20 protein-coding genes and 1 tRNA gene are annotated in these 19,814 nt (G+C 27.1%); 16 read left to right on the top strand and 5 right to left on the bottom strand.

Translation table 11 applies throughout. The annotated features are described in order from the left end of the window. The first annotated feature begins 11 nt into the window (after window positions 1-11). The 8 genes from ACTQYZ_RS04200 to ACTQYZ_RS04235 all read left to right on the top strand — a co-directional run bounded on the left by ACTQYZ_RS04200 (window position 12) and on the right by ACTQYZ_RS04235 (window position 8,014). Complete coding sequence (locus tag ACTQYZ_RS04200; RefSeq protein WP_441022939.1) at window positions 12-899, top strand: ABC transporter ATP-binding protein; 888 nt, start codon at window positions 12-14, stop codon at window positions 897-899. Next, the gene (locus ACTQYZ_RS04205) at window positions 892-1,692 is read left to right on the top strand and encodes an ABC transporter permease subunit (protein WP_441022941.1); all 801 of its coding nucleotides are present in this window, start codon (window positions 892-894) and stop codon (window positions 1,690-1,692) included. The genes ACTQYZ_RS04200 and ACTQYZ_RS04205 overlap by 8 nt, the downstream gene beginning before the upstream one ends. 105 nt (window positions 1,693-1,797) lie before the next feature. Next, the gene (locus tag ACTQYZ_RS04210; protein WP_441022943.1) at window positions 1,798-2,328 is read left to right on the top strand and encodes a hypothetical protein; all 531 of its coding nucleotides are present in this window, start codon (window positions 1,798-1,800) and stop codon (window positions 2,326-2,328) included. Between the two features lie 69 nt (window positions 2,329-2,397). Next, window positions 2,398-4,707, top strand: coding sequence for a hypothetical protein (locus tag ACTQYZ_RS04215; RefSeq protein ID WP_441416077.1), 2,310 nt, complete (start codon window positions 2,398-2,400; stop codon window positions 4,705-4,707). Window positions 4,708-4,845: 138 nt separating this feature from the next. After that, complete coding sequence (locus ACTQYZ_RS04220; protein ID WP_441416078.1) at window positions 4,846-6,210, top strand: MATE family efflux transporter; 1,365 nt, start codon at window positions 4,846-4,848, stop codon at window positions 6,208-6,210. An 84-nt stretch (window positions 6,211-6,294) separates the two neighbouring features. Beyond that, a complete protein-coding gene (locus ACTQYZ_RS04225) occupies window positions 6,295-6,786 on the top strand; it encodes a hypothetical protein (RefSeq protein ID WP_441416079.1) in 492 nt (163 codons plus the stop codon). A gap of 18 nt (window positions 6,787-6,804) precedes the next feature. Further along, complete coding sequence (locus ACTQYZ_RS04230; protein ID WP_441416080.1) at window positions 6,805-7,056, top strand: hypothetical protein; 252 nt, start codon at window positions 6,805-6,807, stop codon at window positions 7,054-7,056. A 64-nt stretch (window positions 7,057-7,120) separates the two neighbouring features. Further along, window positions 7,121-8,014: a YihY/virulence factor BrkB family protein gene (locus ACTQYZ_RS04235; protein ID WP_441416081.1), complete on the top strand. Its 894-nt coding sequence runs from the start codon at window positions 7,121-7,123 to the stop codon at window positions 8,012-8,014. A 10-nt stretch (window positions 8,015-8,024) separates the two neighbouring features. On the opposite strand, the gene ACTQYZ_RS04240 is transcribed toward ACTQYZ_RS04235, so the two are convergent. Further along, the gene (locus ACTQYZ_RS04240; protein WP_441022953.1) at window positions 8,025-8,552 is read right to left on the bottom strand and encodes an SGNH/GDSL hydrolase family protein; all 528 of its coding nucleotides are present in this window, start codon (window positions 8,550-8,552) and stop codon (window positions 8,025-8,027) included. Between the two features lie 105 nt (window positions 8,553-8,657). Here ACTQYZ_RS04240 and ACTQYZ_RS04245 point away from each other — a divergent pair, with 105 nt between their 5' ends. Continuing rightward, window positions 8,658-8,990 (top strand): hypothetical protein, encoded by a 333-nt coding sequence (locus ACTQYZ_RS04245; RefSeq protein WP_441416082.1) that lies wholly within the window; start codon window positions 8,658-8,660, stop codon window positions 8,988-8,990. An 8-nt stretch (window positions 8,991-8,998) separates the two neighbouring features. On the opposite strand, the gene ACTQYZ_RS04250 is transcribed toward ACTQYZ_RS04245, so the two are convergent. Further along, window positions 8,999-9,074 (bottom strand) — tRNA-Thr (locus tag ACTQYZ_RS04250). 102 nt (window positions 9,075-9,176) lie between these two features. On the opposite strand from ACTQYZ_RS04250, the gene ACTQYZ_RS04255 reads away from it, so the two are divergent. Further along, complete coding sequence (locus ACTQYZ_RS04255; protein WP_441022957.1) at window positions 9,177-10,022, top strand: patatin-like phospholipase family protein; 846 nt, start codon at window positions 9,177-9,179, stop codon at window positions 10,020-10,022. 23 nt (window positions 10,023-10,045) lie between these two features. On the opposite strand, the gene ACTQYZ_RS04260 is transcribed toward ACTQYZ_RS04255, so the two are convergent. Further along, window positions 10,046-11,017, bottom strand: a complete 972-nt coding sequence (locus ACTQYZ_RS04260) for a sugar-binding transcriptional regulator (protein WP_441022959.1) — start codon at window positions 11,015-11,017, stop codon at window positions 10,046-10,048. A 186-nt stretch (window positions 11,018-11,203) separates the two neighbouring features. On the opposite strand from ACTQYZ_RS04260, the gene ACTQYZ_RS04265 reads away from it, so the two are divergent. Beyond that, window positions 11,204-12,535: a RuBisCO large subunit C-terminal-like domain-containing protein gene (locus ACTQYZ_RS04265; RefSeq protein ID WP_441022961.1), complete on the top strand. Its 1,332-nt coding sequence runs from the start codon at window positions 11,204-11,206 to the stop codon at window positions 12,533-12,535. A gap of 250 nt (window positions 12,536-12,785) precedes the next feature. On the opposite strand, the gene deoC is transcribed toward ACTQYZ_RS04265, so the two are convergent. After that, window positions 12,786-13,478 (bottom strand): deoxyribose-phosphate aldolase, encoded by a 693-nt coding sequence (gene deoC / locus ACTQYZ_RS04270; RefSeq protein ID WP_441416083.1) that lies wholly within the window; start codon window positions 13,476-13,478, stop codon window positions 12,786-12,788. 151 nt (window positions 13,479-13,629) lie between these two features. Between deoC and ACTQYZ_RS04275 the strand changes: the two genes are divergently transcribed. After that, window positions 13,630-13,965 carry a hypothetical protein gene (locus tag ACTQYZ_RS04275; protein WP_441416084.1) on the top strand — a complete coding sequence of 112 codons (336 nt, stop codon included), beginning with the start codon at window positions 13,630-13,632 and terminating at the stop codon, window positions 13,963-13,965. A 26-nt stretch (window positions 13,966-13,991) separates the two neighbouring features. On the opposite strand, the gene ACTQYZ_RS04280 is transcribed toward ACTQYZ_RS04275, so the two are convergent. Then, on the bottom strand, window positions 13,992-14,480 hold the full coding sequence (locus tag ACTQYZ_RS04280) for a prolyl-tRNA synthetase associated domain-containing protein (protein WP_441416085.1): 489 nt from the start codon (window positions 14,478-14,480) through the stop codon (window positions 13,992-13,994). A 245-nt stretch (window positions 14,481-14,725) separates the two neighbouring features. Between ACTQYZ_RS04280 and hydE the strand changes: the two genes are divergently transcribed. The 4 genes from hydE (at window position 14,726) to ACTQYZ_RS04300 (ending at window position 19,808) form a co-directional block, all read left to right on the top strand. Further along, complete coding sequence (gene hydE / locus ACTQYZ_RS04285) at window positions 14,726-15,772, top strand: [FeFe] hydrogenase H-cluster radical SAM maturase HydE (protein ID WP_441022969.1); 1,047 nt, start codon at window positions 14,726-14,728, stop codon at window positions 15,770-15,772. Between the two features lie 77 nt (window positions 15,773-15,849). Next, entirely contained in the window at window positions 15,850-17,277 is a 1,428-nt protein-coding gene (gene hydG / locus ACTQYZ_RS04290) for a [FeFe] hydrogenase H-cluster radical SAM maturase HydG (protein WP_441416086.1), read from the top strand. 8 nt (window positions 17,278-17,285) lie between these two features. After that, window positions 17,286-18,470 carry a [FeFe] hydrogenase H-cluster maturation GTPase HydF gene (hydF, locus tag ACTQYZ_RS04295; protein WP_441416087.1) on the top strand — a complete coding sequence of 395 codons (1,185 nt, stop codon included), beginning with the start codon at window positions 17,286-17,288 and terminating at the stop codon, window positions 18,468-18,470. A gap of 147 nt (window positions 18,471-18,617) precedes the next feature. Beyond that, on the top strand, window positions 18,618-19,808 hold the full coding sequence (locus ACTQYZ_RS04300) for a M24 family metallopeptidase (RefSeq protein ID WP_441022975.1): 1,191 nt from the start codon (window positions 18,618-18,620) through the stop codon (window positions 19,806-19,808). Window positions 19,809-19,814: the final 6 nt, after the last annotated feature.

A 19,814-nucleotide genomic window follows, 5' to 3' on the forward strand; every position in this document is an offset into this window, starting at 1 on the left:
TGGAGAGTGAAATGAATATTATCGAAGTAAATAACATTACTAAAGATTATGGAGACAATAAAGGCGTTTTTGATTTAAGTTTTAAAGTTCAAAAAGGTGAAATAATGGGATTTTTAGGCCCAAACGGAGCAGGAAAAACGACAACAATAAGAACATTACTTGGATTTATTAAACCGGATAAAGGTTGTGTAGAAGTTAATGGGTTAGATCCTTTTTTTAATAGTAAAATAATTAATACCAATTTAGGATATTTACCTGGAGAAAATACTTTAATGGATGATATGAAAGGCGATGAGTTTATTAATTTTATTGCAAAAATGAAAGGTGTAGAAGATTTTGCAAGAATTAATCAGCTTAAGGAAATGTTTGAATTAAATGCTTCAGGGCGTATTAAAAAAATGTCAAAAGGTATGAAACAAAAAATTGCAATTATATGTGCCTTTATGAATTATTCTGATATTTTAATTTTAGATGAACCTACAAGCGGATTAGATCCATTAATGCAAAATAAGTTTATCGAGTTAATTTTAGAAGAAAAAAAACGAGGAGCAACAATTTTAATGTCTTCCCATATATTTGAAGAAATTGAAAAAACCTGTGATAGAAGCGTTATCATAAAAGAAGGAAGACTTGTATTAAATGAAAAAATAAGTTCTTTAACTAAACAAAAAAGCAAACATTTTATTATTAAATTTGCAGATGAAAAAGAAGCTATGAGATTTACTGCATTATTTAAGAATATTCACCATAAAGGAGATACTGTTAAAATTAACGTAAAACAAAATTTAGATAAACTAATAAAATTATTATCTAAGTTTAACGTCATTGATATGGATATAAAACCTTTAAGTCTTGAAGAATTATTTATGCATTATTATGAAGGAGAAAAAAATGATTAATTTAGTACTTTTAAAGAAAGAAATAAAATCTAATTATAAAATATTATTTATATTTATGGCTATTTTGACTCTATATTCTTCGATGATAGTAAGTATGTTTGATCCAAAACTTGGGGAAAGTTTAAAAATGATGTCAGAAAGTATGTCAGGTATTTTTTCTGCTTTTAATATGTCTAATCCAGGTACATCATTAATTGAATTTATTTGTAATTATCTATATGGGTTCTTGTTTATTGCTTTCCCTCTTGTTTTTATAGGAATATTAACCAATAGGCTTATTGTAAAATATACCGATAAAGGATCTTTATCTTATATTTTATCTACACCAAACAGTAGATTTAAGATAATTTTTTCTTGGTTATTTGTTATGATTTTTATGTTACTTATTTTGGTTATATACATATCTTCATTAATTATTATTTTAAGTCAAGTTATGTTTAATGGAGAACTTGATATATCTAAATTCCTCTTGATTAATTGTGGTGTATTTGGACTTTGGATATTTATTTTAGGCATATGCTTCTTAACAAGTTGTATATTTAATGATTCCAGATATGCTTTATCTGTTGGAATAGGGTTAAATGTTTTGTTTTTATTAATACAAATGATTTCCGGTGTTGGAGAAAAATTCTCATATTTAAAATACCTTACTCCACTTACTCTATTTGATACAGCAAAGATTATAGAAGGTGATATTTTAGGAGTTTTATTTGCCATAATACTTTATGTTATCGGTATATTATTATTTTGTATAGGTATAAAAGTATTCTGCAAAAAAGATCTATCAATATAAAACAGCTTTTAGCTGTTTTTTTTATAAATTATTTGCATTTTAATATTAGATATAGTAGAATATCTGAAATAATTTAGAATGAATATAATCTATAATGGGATTATTATGAAGTTTAAAAGAATATTAACTTTTTTAATGATATTATTTGTAAGTGTATCTTTATTTGTTCCAAACATTAAAGCGGCAAATAAAGAAATGGGGAATCTAGTCTTTATTGTTAAATTTAAAGATGATACGAAAGAAACATATAATGAAGATTATACATATAATGCAAAATATTCGAGATTTACTTATTTTGAAAACCAAGTTAATGATAACTCAGATAGCTATATACCAAATTCATTTGAAAAATATATAAATATCTTATCAAATGGACAATTAAATGTAAGATCTTATTTCCCTCAAAAAAATGAAGATAACAGAACAATAAAATATATTACTCTTGATAAAAATAAATCAAACTATAATAGTTCGCAGTCTTTATTAAATGATTGTCTATCAAAAATGGAAGAATTTGAAAATAATATTAATGCAAGTGAAGTAGATAAAAACAATGATGGTTATATTGATAATTTGACTATTATGGTACAAATCGATAAAGTAGATGCACCTAAAGACAATTCAGATGTGATTTGACCTCATAAGGCAGATAACAATAATTATAATTTTACAATAGCAGGTAAGAGTATATTAAATTACAATGTTTTGAATACTCAAGCAAGTAATCTTATTCCAACAATGGTACATGAATTTTTACATTCTCTTGGTGTACTTGATTTGTATAGTAAAGACAGCACTAAAACTCCTGTAGGTCCTTATGATGTAATGTCTAAAGTAGGCAGTGCTCCGTCTTATCCATTGGCACAAACAAGAAAAATGTTAGGTTTTGATACAATAAAAGATATTTCTGGAAGCGGAACAAAAAGTGTTACACTTTATGCTCCATATTCAAATAAAGGAGATAATGCCGTTATGGTTAAGACTCCTCTAAAGGATAGTGAATATTTTGTTTTTGAATATAGAAAGAAAACAAATTTAAATGATTCAAATAATGTAGACAGTCAAATACCTTATTTTGGACTTGTTTGTTATAGAGTAAACGATGCGTTAAGTGATAGTGATAAAAGTAATTTTAACAATAAAAATTATATTTATGTATTTAGATCTAATGATACAGGTATAAATGATTTTGTTGGAGATATAAATAATGCTGTATTATCACTGAGTGACGGAAAAAGAAGTGAGATAGGTAGCAGTGATGAAAATGCAACTATAAAAGATAATGCACTTGTTTATACAAATGATGTTAACAGTAGAATTCACGTTAAGGTTACATCACAGGGCGATGATTATATTACATTTGATATAACAATTCCTGATTATTCAAGTGAAAATGTATGGTCGGATTTGACTGATATATCTTTAAATACAAATTATTTTGCAGATAGCGATAATGCAAAATCAATTGGACAAATAGGTAATACTTTATATTTTTTAAATAAAAATAAAGTATATCAATATAAAGATGGTATATATTCATCATTGGGTATAGTTGACAGTAATGTAAACAATGGTAATCTTGTTATTTTAAATAATGAAGTTTATGTTTTTTATGCTGATTATTCATCCAAAAAAGAGAGTATTGTATTAAAAAAATATAAAAATGGTAATTGGATAGAAAAAAGCAGAATAAGTACAAATGGAAGTTATGCAAATGTTCCATATTCCATAAATTTAAACGGAGAATTATACTGTTTATACGACTTGGATAATACTAATGTTACTGTTATGAAATGGAATGGAAGTGAGTTTTTAACAGTTGGTAAAATAACTGATTGTAAATATTTAATGGCACCAAGTATGGCAGTGTATAAAAATGAACTTTACGTAATGTTATCTGATGTTCAAAATAAAAATGAAGGAGGAATTATTTATAAACAAACAAATAATGGATTTGAAAAAGTTTATAATGTGAATTCTTATGCAAATCATTTTCAGAAGCTTGTTGTTTCAGAAGATAATATATATGCATGTACTTATAATACATCATTAAATAAAACGAATATTGTTGTAAGCTCAGATGGCAAATCATGGAGTACTGATAAAGTAGCAACTTTTGAAGAAAAGGTAAATAGTATTTCATTTGATATAAAAGATGGTGATTTATATTTAGGTGTTGTTGATTCAAATGGTGTTACTAAAATGTATAGTTATAAAGATTCTTCATGGAATAAAGTCGGCAGAAATATTTATTCAAATGCAAGTTCTATGTCTTTTATACTAGGAAGTGATAAGATATATGCTTATTTGGGCGATAGTATAAAATATAAAACGATAGTTAAATATAACGAGTATTTGAATAAAGATGATAATACAAATACTGGAAATGGAGAAGGTGGTTCTTCAGAAGGCGGAAATACAACGGTTGATCCACCAAAAGATGATACGACTGTTGAAAAGCCAAAAGTAGTTTTATCAGAAGTAAAAGCAAAAGGCGTAAGTTATAACTATAACGCAATTAAACTTACATGGAATAAAGTAAATAATGCTGAAGGATATTATATTTATAGATATGATGCAAAAAGTAAAAATTATAAACTTATAAAGACAGTAAGCAGTAAATATAATTATTATATAAATTCTTCTCTAACATGTAACAGATATTATTATTACAGAGTTGTTGCATATAATAATTCCAATGGACTTGTAAAGAGTAAATATAATACAGTAAAAGTTAAGCCTGTTTTAAAAAGTACGAGTATTAAAGTTTCTGCAGGTAAGAAGAAAGCATACATAAAATGGAATAAAGTTCCAGGTGCAAGCGGATATCAAATATATACAAAAAATAGTAAAGGTAAATATGTTCTTACAAAAACAACAAAAAGTACAAGTTATACAAAAACAAAATTAACATCTAAAAAAACATATTATTATAAAGTTAGAGCATATAAAATTGTAGGAGGAAAGAAAGTTTATTCTTCATTCTCTTCTGTAAAAAAAGTAAAGGTTAAGTAACCTTTACTTTTTTTTATAAACAATATAAAAAGGGTTTATTATTTTGTATTATAGTTGTATAATAGGTTACAAAATTTTACAAATATTTTATAAATTTTTTCATTAGTATTTTCATTTTATTTACATAGGGGTTTTAATATGGTATTTAGCAGAAAAAAGATCGACACAAAGGATTTTTTATTTTCAAATAAAGCATTAATGATTTTAATTGTTCCGCTTATTGTAGAACAGTTTTTGGCTATTTTAGTAGGTATGGCGGATTCTATTATGATAGCAAGCGTAGGTGAAGCGGCTGTATCCGGAGTATCTTTAGTTGATAGTGTAATGCTTCTTTTAATAAATATTTTTGCTGCTCTTGCAACGGGAGGAGCTGTTGTTTGCGGACAGTATTTGGGTAAAAGAGATAGAGAAAATGCATGTGAATCATCAACACAGCTCGTATGGTTTATAACTATATTGGCTGTATTTATTATGATTTTTATGTATATATTGAAACAGTTTATTTTAACTAAAGTATTTGGCAGTATTGATGCAGAAGTTATGGGACATGCAAATACATATTTGCTTATCGTAAGTGCTTCAATTCCTTTTATTGCATTATATAATGCTGGAGCAGCTATATTTCGTTCAATGGGTAATTCCAAAGTTTCTATGAAAGTTTCTATATTAATGAATTTAATTAATGTATGCGGTAATGCTATATTGATTTATATTTTTCATTTTGGAACTGCCGGCGTTGCAATACCAACATTAGTTTCAAGAATTGTTGCAGCTGTGGTTATTGTTATTCTTCTTTTAAATAAAAATAATACTTTATATATAAAAAGAAGTTTTAAATATAAACCAAGATTTGATATGATAAAAAGTATTTTATACATAGGTGTTCCAAATGGACTTGAAAACAGTATGTTTCAACTTGGTAAAATAATAGTTTTAAGTTTAGTATCTACATTTGGTACTTATGCAATAGCAGCAAATGCTGTTGCAAATGTAGTTGCTTCATTCCAAATTTTATCAGGAATGGCTGTTTCTCTTGCTATTACTACCGTTATTTCAAGGTGTGTTGGCGCAGGCGAATATAAACAGGCAAGATATTATACAAGAAAATTATTAAAGATAACTTATGTTTGTGTAGCTATATTGGTATTATTTATATTTTTAATTTTACCTTTGATACTTAAAGCATATAATTTATCTGATATAACTGTATTGGAAGCAAGCAAAATTTTAATTTTACATGGATGTTGTGCGATTATAATTTGGCCTACTGCTTTTAATATCCCATCTGCATTAAGAGCTGCTGGTGATGTAAAATATTGTATGATTGTTTCTATTGTATCAATGTGGGTATGCAGAATTATATTTAGTTATATTTTGGGTAAGTATATGGGATTTGGTGTTTTTGGTGTATGGATTGCAATGATACTTGATTGGGTAGTAAGATCTATTTTCTTTATAATAAGATATAGAGGTTCAAAATGGGAAAATAAACAAGTCGTATAAAACTCCGTAAAGGAGTTTTTTTATTGAAGAATTTTTATATTTATAATACAATATTTTTATAGATATAAAATGAGGTGTATTGATATGTTAGATATTATGTATATGTTTTTTATTGCATTCTATTGTTTTATTTTCACAGTTGTGCCTTCATTAATTATTGTATATCTTTTTATTTCAACAAGAAATATGGATATGTTCATAAATACGTATACTGAAATTGTAAAAAAATGTGATGATTTACTTGTTTTTAATTTTAAAAAAGAAAATTCTTTTGTAAAACATAAATCATATAGAAAATTAGCTGCAAGATTAGTAAAAAAGAATATACCTAAAAAAGCTACATATGATGTATTAAAACCATTTAATATTATTCCTTCTTTAACGAATATACAGGTATGTAATTTCGATAATGATAGAGAAAAATATATATTTAATTCCATGCTTTGGTATTATTCTGTAATGAGAGAGCAACCTATATTTAATAGATTTAATATAAATTATTATAATTTAGATATGCCAAGGAAGGCATATGTTGATAGAAGAATAGAAATAATAGGTTATATTTTATTAAGGTAACTTATTAAAAGTCATAAAATGTATGATTACAAGGAAATAAAAGATATTATTTTAAATTATTATGATAATATATTTACTTGTTCAGAAAATATAAATGAAATAATAAACAAAATAAAAAATGAAATAAAGAATATACCTGTATACTTAATTGAAAATATGGAAGAAGAAATCAAAACAGATGAAGATATGTTTTTTGAATTATATTCAAAAGATAATATGTCTAAAAGACAAAAACAAGGTAAAAAAGGTTTACTATATCCAAAATTATAAAAATAAATTTATTTGATGTTTATAGATATCCTTTTATGGTATAAAATATGAGTAGGAGGATAAGATGAATCTTTATCAGGTAATAAAAGATATTAAAGGCTTTATACAAAAATTAAGTGATGATCTTATTTATACTTTCGCTGCGCAGACAGCCTTTTTTATGATGTTTTCTTTTGTTCCTTTGATAATGATTATTGTTTTACTGGTTCAGTATTTGCCTTTTTCTCAAGCGGAACTTATAAGTATATCGGTGCATATATTTCCGCAGGCTTTATCAAGTTTTATAACGAGTTTATTTAAAGGTCTTTATATAAATTATTCCGGAACGGTTTTATTTATTACCTTTATAACTCTTATTTGGTCTGCATCAAAAGGGATTTATGCAATATCAAAAGGGCTTAATATGATATATAAAACTGATGATGATAGAAATTATATTCATATAAGAGGTGTATCTTTAATTTATACTATATGTTTTGGTTTGATAATTTTATCAATTATTATTTTATTGATATTTGGAATAAATATAGTTAAATTTCTTGAAAGCAAATTATTTTTTATAAGTTCAATTCATATAAATTATAGTTATTTTGGTGGACTTTTACTATTAAGTATTATATTTTTAATAATGTTTTGCTTTTTACCAAAGAGAAAATTTAAAATAAGAGAAGAAATTCCGGGAGCTATATTTTCTGCTGCGGGATGGATTGTTTTTTCAGTATTATATTCTTTGTATATAACAAGGGTAGGAGTTAATTCTCTTATATATGGTTCTCTTAGTGCTGTTATTTTATTTATGCTATGGTTGTATTTTTGTATGTATATTATCTTTCTTGGTGGTGAAATAAATGTTATACTTCAAAAATATAATGTAAAAAAAATATTAAAACAATGGTTTACTAAACCAAGAAGAAAAAGAACTTTTAAAGATTATGTTAAATTAATATTAAATAAATAAAAGACCTATATTATAGGTCTTTTATTACTTTATTTAACTCTTTAGCCAATAGTTTTGCAGAATATTCATTGAAATGAACTCCATCTATTGTTAAATTTTTTCCATTTTTAAATTCATTGTATTGTATATCAAAAATATTTATAAATAAAAAATTATATTTTTTACATAATGCACTTATAATTTTATTTCTGCCAATTATAGATTTAGTATCAAAATTATAAAATTCTACAAATGGAAGTGAAATAAATATAACTTTTTTGTTATTTTCTTTTAGTAATTTAACTATTTTTTCGTATATTGATGCAAATTGTTGTTCATTACTAAAAGAAAATAAAACATCATTTATTCCTATAAAAATTATGTAGTATTCATATATATTTTCTTTTTGTAAGAAATTTTTTAATCTTAAATACATTCCTTCTGTTGTATCACCATCAATACCTTTATTGATTGTTTTGTGATTTCTATCTAAATAACTTCTATATGAATAACCTATTTCACCATTTGTTAAACTGTCTCCAAAACAAATTATATCCATATTATTTTTCTCCAAAACGAAATTTTTAATATAAATGATATTATAGATGTTTTTTTATATAAATAGTATAATATAAACAAGATTGGAAAGTAAAGGGAAAGCAGTATGGAATTTTATAATAAAAAGAGAGAAAATCATGGAAAACTTTCGATTATATTTAAAGAAACACCTGAAACTTTTGGTTTTAGAGGGGATTTGTATTTTTGGAATTATTTAAAAGATAAATTTGCAGATTATGAATTTCCATTTGAATATAATATGTTGGAAGAAATAATCAGAGAAGAACACTTTAGATTAACTGGTATAAACTTAACTGAGAAAAGTATGGGTATCTGCGAGGCATTTTCTTTTGGAGGAATGAGTTCAGGATGTATATGTGGACATTTTTGGGTGAAAACAGTATTTCCTTTATTAAAAGAAAGAATAAAAAAAATTTAATAAAAAAATGGAGCTATTAGTCGGACTCGAACCGACGACCTACTCATTACGAATGAGTTACTCTACCAGCTGAGTTATAATAGCCCATTTACAATATTATATTTTAATTAAATTATTATTAAGTGTCAAGGGATTTGTTTACTAATAAAAATAATTTAGTATAATATAACTAGAGGTGAATAGATCATGTTTAGCTTTATAAAAAAGAAGAAAAAAGGTATATGTTTTAGTGGTGGAGGAGTAAAAGGTTTTGCTCATATAGGTGTAATTAAAGCATTGGAAGAAAATGGAATAAAGTTTGATATGGCAAGTGGAAATAGTGCCGGAAGTATAGTAGGAGCTTTATATTCTCTTGGAATAAGTGCCGACGAAATGCTTGATTATTCTTTAAGTATGGAAGTAAGGGATATAATTAATTATAAAAGTATTAGAAGCAAGTTGAGTTTTGCATCTCCAAAAGAGTTTTTAAATTCATTTAAGGGTATAAATTTTTCTCCTGCCATTGATTCTGAAAATATAGAGAAATTTTTTATGGGTATTGCCGGAGATAAATTATTTAATGAAACAAAAATTCCTTTTTATGCTGTAAGTGTTGATTTGAAAAGCGGAAAACTTATTGTTATGGATAAAGGAAGACTAGCAACAGCTGTAAGGGCAAGTAGTGCAATTCCAGGAGTTTTTACTCCAGTAATTACAAATGAATATCATTTGGTTGATGGTCTTGTATTAGATAACATGCCAGCTGATATTTTGAAAGATAAAGGTGCAGATAAAGTTTTGAGCATCAATTTAAAGGCTTATTCAAAAATAGGGACAGACAGTACAAAATATTTTGATATAATTTTTTCAACTATTGATATTATGGCAGATAGAAGTCTTATCCCAGGTATTCAAGCGTCTGATTTGATTTTAAATCCTTATTTGGAAGATACAAAATTAAAAATGGATGAAAATTATATAAAACAAGTTTATGAACTTGGATATAAGGAAGCAAACGCACATATGAATGAAATAGTAAAAATGTTTAAATAAAAAAGACTGCTTGGCAGTCTTTTTTAAATATTAATTAAACTTTTTGCTAAATCATAATCAATTATTAATACATCGGCAAGTCCACCTTTAACGGCGGCCTTAACACTATATTTTTTATGTTCTCCGCTTACAATAATAATTTTTGTTGGAATATTTTTAAAATCTTCATAAGATATTCCTATTGTTCTGTTTTTTAGAGATGTATTGCATTCTTCACCTTGTTCGTTTATAAGGCGAAGACCAACATCAGCATAAACTTTTTGTTCTTTTAATTCTTCAAGTTGTTTTTGTGAAAAATAATTTTCATTACATAAATACGATGTCATGTCAGGGTAAAAAGAACCTACCCCAGATACAACAATATTTACATTTTTAAATTTCTCAAATACTTCACGATTATTCATTCTATTTATAAGCATTTTGGCTTCGTATTCTGTGTTAGCGTGTCCCGGTGCTTTTATTGTGTAGTTTTTACCTCCAAAAGACATTGCCATTCTTTCTGTTAGGGTATCGACATTGAAATCTCTATGTATTTTATCTAAACTTCCGTGTAATGTAACAAACTGAGTATCAGTTTTTTTACATGGATTAAAAGAATTTATCATATGATACATTGTTCTTCCAAATGTTATACCTAAAATATCATTATCTTTTATAATTCTTTGAATGTATTGAGCCCCTTCAAATGCAACAAGTTTTTTTATGTCATCTTTTTCGGGAGTAAATCTTTTTTCCATCCATCTTGCAATAATTACATCTTTTAAATTAAACTTTTCTTTTATAATTTCTTCCAAATCAGCAACTTCCAATACCTTTTCGTCCACAACAAAAGATACCATTTTTTCCTTTTTTGCGTTATTTAAAAGTCGGGATACTGTGGAAATTGATATGTTCAGTTTTTTTGATATTTTACTTTGTGAAAGTCCTTTTTCATAATATAAAAATGTAGTCTTCATCATTAGAGATGTAGATTGTCTGTAAATTTGTGGATCCATATATTCTCCTTATTTTATGTTCTAATATAATTATAAATATTAAATAAGATAATTCAAGAATGATAAACAGAAAATGATTATTGTTAGTGCAAAAAATTTCATTCTAACGCAAAAATTTTCTGTATTGAAAGATTTAAAAACCAATAATATACTATAGACATAGAAAGATTTAGGAGGATAAAAATTATGTCAAAAGTAAAAATGACTTACGATCCAACAATGTTCGAATTATCAGATAACATCGATAGAGATAACTTTATTATCGCTACATATGCTTATCAAGGAAAAACTACAACAAACGCATTAAAACAATCCTTTGCTTTAGCAGTGGAACAATCAACAGGAACATGGTTACCTGTACCTGAAGAAACACCTGAGGTAAGAAGAAAACATGTTGCCAGAGTATGTGGTATTTATGAAGTTCCCAATCATGCTTGGTGCATTCCTGATGATGTTAAAGAAAGAGCATGGATTATTCAAATAGGTTTCCCAATTGCAAACTTCTCAGTTCAATTTGCAATGTTACTTACAGCTGCCGTTGGTAATATCTCAGGTGGCGGTAAACTTAAACTTTTAGATTTATCATTCCCAAAATGCTGGTTAGAATCATTTGAAGGACCAAAATATGGGGTAGAAGGCGTTAGAGAATTACTTGGAGTAAAAGAAAGACCACTTGTAAATAATATGATTAAACCTTGCTGTGGACTTACTCCTGAAACAACAGCAAAAATCGCTTATGAAGTTGCTCTTGGCGGTGTTGACTTAATCAAAGATGATGAACTTATTGCAAATGCAGGCTACTCAAAGATCGAAGACAGAGTTAGTGCTGTAATGGATGCTCTAAAGAGAGCTGATGATGAAAAAGGTGAAAAAACAATCTATACATTTAATATTACAGATACACCTGATCAAGCTAAGAGAAATGCTGAAAAAGCAATTAAAGCAGGTGCTAACGGATTAATGCTTAACTGCTGGACTTTAGGACTTGATGCTTGTAGAGAAATCATTAAAGAATTTGATGTTCCATTCTTATTCCATCCTGACTTAACAGGTTCATTATATGTATCTCATGATTATGGTTTATCAGCTGAATTAATTCAAGCTAAACTTCCAAGACTTGCTGGTTTTGATATGGGTATCGTACTTAGTCCTTATGGAAAATTCCCAATGATCGAAGATAAATTCCAACAAATTTGTATGACTCATTTGGCACCACTTCATAACATTAAACGTTCATTCCCAATGCCTGGTGGTGGAACAACTCAAGGTCACATTGAAGAAGTTATGACAAAATTTGGTACAGATGTAGTAATTGCAGCTGGTGGAGCTGTTATCGGACATCCAGACGGATCAGTTGCCGGTGGTAAAGCATTCAGACAAGGTATTGATATCGTAATGAATGGTGGTCACTTAGATGATGAAGAAACTGTAAAACAATATCCAGAACTTAAGAAAGCTCTTGATGCATTTGGTTTATATGTTGAAGAAAAACATGGTATCTTTGACTTAAAGGGTTAATATAAATATTTATATAAAATATTCATTATAAAATAAATAAACAAAACATGAGGATTTTATCCTCGTGTTTTTATGTATTAAATATTTTATTTAATAATGTTTGTACTAAATTAAATATAATGAATTAAAAAAGACATCACCTTGGATGTCTTTTTATATAAAGTTGTTTTAATTTTTATGGGTAGGGTATAAAGTATAAGGTTAAAATATTATTTACAAATTTTTTTCTTAACTTATTCTATTAAGTTTTTTATTCGCCAAATCTATTTTTAGCATCTTCTAAAATTGTTCCTGCTGTTCTAACACCAAGACCAAATCTATTACATCCAGCTTCAATCATTTTTATTACTGTATCTAAATCTTTTACTCCGCCTGCAGCTTTGATTAATGCATCATCACCGATTGTTTCTTTAATGATTTTTATTGTATCAACTGTTGTTGGTTTTGGTCCCCAGCCAGTTCCTGTTTTAACATATGTAACTCCGGCTTTTACGGCAAGTTCACTTGCTTTTCTGATTTCATCATCTGTTAAGTAACAAATTTCGATGATTGCTTTTACAGGTACACCGTCAGCAGCATCAACAACAGCTTTAATATCATCAACAAAGTAATCATATTTACCTGATTTTAAAGCACTTACGTTACTTACCATGTCTAATTCTTGACATCCCATTTTAATATTTTCTTTTGCTTCTATTATTTTATTTGTAGTTGTTGCAGCACCGCTTGGGAAACTTACAACCCCTGTTGTAACAATATCAGGGTAATCTTTTAATTTATCAACCGTGTACTTTGTAACCCATGGCATTGGAGAAGCGCATATACAATTGTATTTTATAACAGTATCGATCATTTCATCAACTTCATCCATTACTATATCTGTTCTAACTGTACTAACATCCACCATTCTGTTAATATTTGTGAAATCAAAATCTTTTTTCATTTTAAACCTCCGAGAAATAAACATCATTATCTTTTGTAATTTTATAATAACAGGTAATTACCTTTTTGTAAAGTATTTTTTTATTTTTTTGTATAAAATATATTCATTGTCATTTTTTATGATATAATGTCATTTATATAAGGAGGAGAGTATGATAAGTTTAATTCTTGGAATTGGATTTTCATTTGAAGCAGCAGGTATATTCATTTCAATAATTTTTGCTTTGAAAAATATAATATTTAATGATACACATCCTATTTTATTGTTTATTTTAATTTTTTATGCTCTCATATGTTTTTTTGTCGGTCAATTATTTTTTTATTTGGCAAGAAAGAAATATGATGTTGAAAGTATTATGGAAATTCCTATTTTAAATATTAATGTTAAAGAAGATAAAAAATTAGAACATATAATTGAAGGCAGAGATATAGCCGAAATAAAAGACGGGAAAATAACATTTATAGAAAAAGATGAAAATGAAGAATAAAAAAGAAGTACTTTTGTACTTCTTTTTTATTTTTCAATATTGCATATTATAATTCTATTTTGATATTTTTCTATTGCTTTTATTATATCTTCAAAAGATAAAAAAATACTTGCAGAATTTTCCATTGGATGAATACCTACAATTTCGTTTTTTAAGTCTTTGCTAAAAACAGATATTACTTTATTTTCTTTGTCATTTATAACAGCAAGAGGCGTAACACTTCCTTTAGATACGTTAAGAATTTCTTCTACATCATTACCCATTGCAAAACTAAGTCTTCTGCTTCCTATTTCCTTTCTTAATTTTTTTAAGTCAGCTTTTTGATTTGGAGGAAGTGTAACTAAATAATAATTAAGCTTTTTATCATCTCTTAAGAAAAGATTTTTTGCAATTTTTTCTTTATTTGGGATTGAAAGTTCGTTTATTTCATCTATTGTATAAGCTCTTTTGTGTTCGTATTTTTCATATTTAATGTTTAACTTATCCAAATATTCGTATATTTCTTGTTTGTTCATTTTATATTCCTTATTATTTTTTTCTTATTTTACCATATTTATGATTAGATTTTAAGTTGTAATCAAAAATATAAAATGGTATAATCACTATGTAAGTCAAAAGAATAAATCTGATGATAAGCTTTATATAATATCTAAACCTAAAGTTTTTTTCTAAGGGTAAAGAAAATAAATATTTTTTTTATATGTTTTATTTTGTATTTAATCCCATGCTTTAGGTATGGGATTTTTTATTGGAGGTATTATTGAAAGATATAATAAATAAGTTGTATAATGACAAAATTTTATCAAGAGATGAATTTATATTTTTACTTGATAATATGAACGATGAAAACAGTAAATATCTTTTTGAACTTTCAAGAAAAAGAAGAGAAGAATATTATAAAAAAGACATATACATAAGAGGTCTTATAGAATTTACAAATTATTGTAAAAATGATTGTTATTATTGTGGAATAAGATGTTCAAATAAGAATGCAATGCGTTATAGGCTTTCAAAAGAAGATATTCTTCTTTGTGCAAAAGAGGGCTATAAATTAGGATTTAGGACATTTGTTTTGCAAGGTGGGGAAGACCCATATTTTACAGATGAAAGAATGGTTGATATTATTTCTACATTAAGAGAAAAATATAATGATTGCGCCATAACTTTATCAATTGGTGAAAAAAGTTATGAAAGTTATAAAAAGTATTTTGATGCAGGAGCAAACAGATATTTGTTAAGACATGAAACTGCAAATGAAGAACATTATATGAAACTACATCCAAGTGGATTGTTACTTGAAAACAGAAAAAAATGTTTGTTTGATTTAAAAGAAATAGGCTATCAAGTTGGAAGCGGAATTATGGTTGGTTCTCCATACCAAACCAGTGAAAATTTAGCAGATGATTTGTTATTTTTAAAAGATCTTAATCCTCATATGGTTGGAATAGGTCCTTTTATTGCTCATAAAGATACACCGTTTAAAGATAAGAATAACGGAAGTTTTAAAATGACTTTATATTTACTTGGGATAATAAGGCTTATGCTGCCTTATGTTCTGCTTCCTGCTACCACAGCTCTTGCAACAATAGATAAACAAGGAAGAGAAAAAGGAATTTTAGCGGGAGCAAATGTTGTAATGCCGAATTTATCTCCAAAAGAAGTTAGAAATAAATATATGCTTTATGATGGTAAGGCAAATACAGGTGATGAAGCTGCGGAAAGTTTGGAACATTTAAGAAAAAGCATGAAAAAAATAGGATACACAGTTGTAGTCGACAGAGGAGACAGTATCTTATTAGATAATTAATTTTAGTTATTAAAATAAATAATTTATGTAGTTAAATTATTATTGATATAAAACATTTTATGAAAAGGAGAAATGTTATGGGTATAAAATATGATGTTATGTCACCAAAAGCAGAAGAATTCATAAATGATAATGAAATTATGGAAACTTTAAAATATGCTGATGAAAATAAACATAACGAAAAGTTAATCGATGAAATTTTAGAAAAAGCAAGAAAGAAAAAAGGACTTAGTCATAGAGAAGCTACTGTTTTACTTGATTGCGATATTGAAGAAAAAAATGAAGAAATATTTAAACTTGCAAAGGAAATAAAAGAAGAATTTTATGGTAACAGAATTGTTACTTTTGCACCTTTATATTTATCCAATTATTGTGTAAATGGCTGTACATATTGTCCTTATCATTATAAGAATAAACATATATGCAGAAAAAAACTAACACAAGAAGAAATAAAAAGAGAGGTTATAGCTCTTCAAGATTTAGGACATAAAAGACTTGCCATAGAATCAGGAGAAGATCCTGTAAATAATCCTATCGAATACATACTTGAAAGCATAAAAACAATATATTCAATAAAACACAAAAACGGTTCAATAAGAAGAGTTAACGTAAATATTGCTGCAACAACTGTTGAAAACTACAGAAAATTAAAAGAAGCCGGAATAGGAACATATATATTGTTCCAAGAAACATATAACAAAGAAGCATATGAACAACTTCATCCTACAGGTCCAAAGCATAATTATGCTTATCATACGGAAGCAATGGATAGGGCCATGGATGGAGGAATTGATGATGTAGGTATTGGTGTTTTATTCGGACTTAACTTATACAGATATGATTTTGCGGGTATACTTATGCATGCAGAACATCTTGAAGCATATAAAGGGGTAGGACCTCATACTATTTCTGTTCCAAGACTTAGAAGAGCAGATGATATTGACCCTGATGATTTTGATAATGGAATTGATGATGATGTATTTGCTAAAATTGTAGCTTGTCTTAGAATTGCTGTTCCTTATACAGGAATGATTATTTCAACAAGAGAAAGTAAAGAATGTAGAGAAAAAGTATTGAATCTTGGTATTTCTCAAATAAGTGGTGGAAGTAAAACAAGTGTAGGCGGATATGCAAATGATGAACCTGAAGAAGAAAATTCAGCACAATTTGAACTTAGTGATAATAGACCTCTTGATGAAGTTGTAGATTGGCTTATAGGAATGGATTATATCCCAAGTTTCTGTACTGCTTGTTACAGGGAAGGAAGAACAGGGGATAGATTTATGCAGCTTGTAAAAAGTAAACAAATTGCAAATTGCTGTCAACCTAATGCAATTATGACACTTGCTGAATATTTAGAAGATTATGCAAGTGAAAAGACAAGAGAAGATGGTTATAAATTGATTGAAAAAGAAATTAAAAAAATTCCAAGTGACAAAATGAGAGAAATTGTTGAGAGAAACTTGGAAAATATTAAAAAAGGACAAAGAGACTTTAGAGTATAGGAGAGAAAATGGGACTTAACGGAACTCCAAATGCAAATAGAATTCATATAGGCATATTTGGAAGAAGAAATGCAGGTAAATCCAGCATAATAAATGCAATAACAGGACAAGAGCTTGCAATAGTTTCTGATGTTAAAGGAACAACAACTGATCCTGTCAGTAAATCAATGGAGATGCTACCATTAGGTCCGGTAACAATAATTGATACACCTGGACTTGACGATGAAGGAATGCTAGGAAAGAAGCGTATTGAAAAGGCATATCAAGTGCTAAATAAAACAGATATAGCACTTCTTATTGTAGATAGTTCTTTAGGGCTAAGCAGTGAAGATAAAGAAATTCTTTCTTTGATAAAAGATAAAAATATTCCATATTTGGTTGTAATGAATAAATCCGATTTGATTGAAACTAAGATAGAAGATGAAAATTATATTTATGTAAGCACTATAACCAAAGAAAATATTAATGAGTTAAAAGAACTTATAGGTAAAATAGCTCCTAAAGAGAATGAAAAAGTTATTGTGTCTGATTTAATCAATCCGTCAGATAAAGTTATTTTAGTTATTCCTATTGATAAAGCTGCACCAAAAGGAAGATTAATACTTCCTCAACAACAAACAATAAGAGATATTTTGGATAAAGGTGCTGTTGCTATAATGTGTAAAGAAGATGAGCTAAAAGATACTATTTCTTTAATGAAAGAAAAACCTAAGCTTGTTATCACAGATTCACAAGCATTTGAAAGAGTAAGTTTAGATACTCCTAAAGATATTCCTCTTACGTCTTTTTCTATATTATTTGCAAGATATAAAGGTGAAATTGATATATTACTTAGAGGAGTAAGAAAAGTAAAAGAGCTTAAAGACGGAGATATTATTTTAATAAGTGAAGGCTGTACTCATCATAGACAATGTGGAGATATCGGAAGTGAGAAGATACCTAAATTGTTAAAGAAATTTACAAATAAAGATTTAAACTTTGAATTTGCAAGCGGAACGGAATTCCCAAAAAATCTTGATAAGTATGCTCTTGTTGTTCACTGTGGTGGATGTATGTTAAATGAAAAAGAAATGAAACATAGAATTAGCTATACAAATAATCAAGGTTTGGAAATCGTAAATTATGGAATTCTTCTTGCATACTTAAATGGTATTTTACAAAGGTCGGTAGAACCTCTTTCAATAAAATTATAAAAAGGACTTTTAAGTCCTTTTTTGTTAACTGTTTTATACTATGTTAATAGAAATATTTATATTAATTTTATTGTTTGCATTAAATAAATATTAAAGTTATAATATAGAAAAATTTGGGTAATAAAAATATAGAAAGAAAGGTATATTATGTATCATTTACTTCCAAAAGAAGAAAGCAAAAATAGAATAGATAAATTTTTAAATATGATGGATGAAAATGGTAAATGGGATAATGTTATTATTATAAATAGAATCCATCAATATTACTTTACCGGTACAATGCAGGATGCTCTTTTAATTTTTAATAACAAAACAAGAAAGCCATATTTGTTTGTTAGAAGAGACTATGATAGAGCAAAAGCAGAAGCAACTATTGATGACGTATATAAAATTAGATCTTACAAGGATATTGTAAAATATATTGGTAACGAATTATCAGATGTATATATAGAAATGTCACAAATGACAATGCTTGTATTAAACAGAATAAAAAAATATTTAAATATGAATAATATTTTTGATGTGGATAGAATTCTTGATAAATTATTAAGCGTAAAAAGTGAATATGAACTTAATCTTATTAGAAAATGTGGACAGATTCATTCTAAAGCATTTAACGAAGTTGTTCCTAATATTTTAAAAGAAGGTTTGAAAGAAAAAGAATTTCAAGGAATATTATATAATGAAAAAATTAAACTTGGTTCACAAGGTGTTGTAAGATTTAAAGATCCTTATAATGAGGTTGCTTTGGGACAGTTTAGTTTTGGTAAAAATGCCCTTGCTAATACAAATCATGATGGGCCTGGAGGGATGCAAGGATTAAATGCTATTATTCCTATTGTAGGAGGAGATTATACCTTAAAAAAAGGAGATTTGGTTTTTGTAGATACTTCTCCTATGTTTGAAGGATATCAAACGGATAAAACACAAGTTTATAATTTTAAAGGTAAAGTAACAAATAAAGAAAGAGAATTTCATCATGAATGTATGGAAATTTTAAACAAGGTTTCTTCTCTTTTAAAGCCGGAAAATAAGCCAAGTGAAATTTATAATGAAATAATGAATAATATTTCAAATGAATTAAAACAAAATTTTATGGGGTATAAAGATAGAAAAGTTTCTTTCTTAGGACATGGTGTTGGAATGTTTTTAGATGGATATCCTGTTATAGCAAATGGATTTAATGAATCTTTAGAAGAAAATATGGTTTTGGCAGTTGAGCCAAAATGCGGCGTTGATAATAGAGGAATTGTCGGTGTTGAAGAAACTTTTATTGTCGGTAAAGAAGGCGGAGAATGCATTACGGGTGGCGCAAGAGATATTATAGATATAATTTAAAACACT

This window comes from Anaerofustis sp. LCP19S3_F7, from assembly GCF_052119445.1.
GTDB lineage: Bacteria > Bacillota > Clostridia > Eubacteriales > Anaerofustaceae > Anaerofustis > Anaerofustis butyriciformans.

What these genes read in the sequence shown, in the direction of transcription:
- ACTQYZ_RS04280 (WP_441416085.1), bottom strand. Translation starts at nt 14,480, where the DNA reads ATGAACAAACAAGAAATATACGAATATTTGGATAAGTTAAACATTAAA.
- ACTQYZ_RS04235 (WP_441416081.1), top strand. Translation starts at nt 7,121, where the DNA reads ATGAATCTTTATCAGGTAATAAAAGATATTAAAGGCTTTATACAAAAA.
- deoC (WP_441416083.1), bottom strand. Translation starts at nt 13,478, where the DNA reads ATGAAAAAAGATTTTGATTTCACAAATATTAACAGAATGGTGGATGTT.
- ACTQYZ_RS04210 (WP_441022943.1), top strand. Translation starts at nt 1,798, where the DNA reads ATGAAGTTTAAAAGAATATTAACTTTTTTAATGATATTATTTGTAAGT.
- ACTQYZ_RS04200 (WP_441022939.1), top strand. Translation starts at nt 12, where the DNA reads ATGAATATTATCGAAGTAAATAACATTACTAAAGATTATGGAGACAAT.
- ACTQYZ_RS04300 (WP_441022975.1), top strand. Translation starts at nt 18,618, where the DNA reads ATGTATCATTTACTTCCAAAAGAAGAAAGCAAAAATAGAATAGATAAA.
- ACTQYZ_RS04245 (WP_441416082.1), top strand. Translation starts at nt 8,658, where the DNA reads ATGGAATTTTATAATAAAAAGAGAGAAAATCATGGAAAACTTTCGATT.
- ACTQYZ_RS04205 (WP_441022941.1), top strand. Translation starts at nt 892, where the DNA reads ATGATTAATTTAGTACTTTTAAAGAAAGAAATAAAATCTAATTATAAA.
- ACTQYZ_RS04265 (WP_441022961.1), top strand. Translation starts at nt 11,204, where the DNA reads ATGTCAAAAGTAAAAATGACTTACGATCCAACAATGTTCGAATTATCA.
- ACTQYZ_RS04255 (WP_441022957.1), top strand. Translation starts at nt 9,177, where the DNA reads ATGTTTAGCTTTATAAAAAAGAAGAAAAAAGGTATATGTTTTAGTGGT.
- hydG (WP_441416086.1), top strand. Translation starts at nt 15,850, where the DNA reads ATGGGTATAAAATATGATGTTATGTCACCAAAAGCAGAAGAATTCATA.
- hydF (WP_441416087.1), top strand. Translation starts at nt 17,286, where the DNA reads ATGGGACTTAACGGAACTCCAAATGCAAATAGAATTCATATAGGCATA.
- ACTQYZ_RS04260 (WP_441022959.1), bottom strand. Translation starts at nt 11,017, where the DNA reads ATGGATCCACAAATTTACAGACAATCTACATCTCTAATGATGAAGACT.
- ACTQYZ_RS04240 (WP_441022953.1), bottom strand. Translation starts at nt 8,552, where the DNA reads ATGGATATAATTTGTTTTGGAGACAGTTTAACAAATGGTGAAATAGGT.
- ACTQYZ_RS04230 (WP_441416080.1), top strand. Translation starts at nt 6,805, where the DNA reads ATGTATGATTACAAGGAAATAAAAGATATTATTTTAAATTATTATGAT.
- ACTQYZ_RS04220 (WP_441416078.1), top strand. Translation starts at nt 4,846, where the DNA reads ATGGTATTTAGCAGAAAAAAGATCGACACAAAGGATTTTTTATTTTCA.
- ACTQYZ_RS04275 (WP_441416084.1), top strand. Translation starts at nt 13,630, where the DNA reads ATGATAAGTTTAATTCTTGGAATTGGATTTTCATTTGAAGCAGCAGGT.
- ACTQYZ_RS04225 (WP_441416079.1), top strand. Translation starts at nt 6,295, where the DNA reads ATGTTAGATATTATGTATATGTTTTTTATTGCATTCTATTGTTTTATT.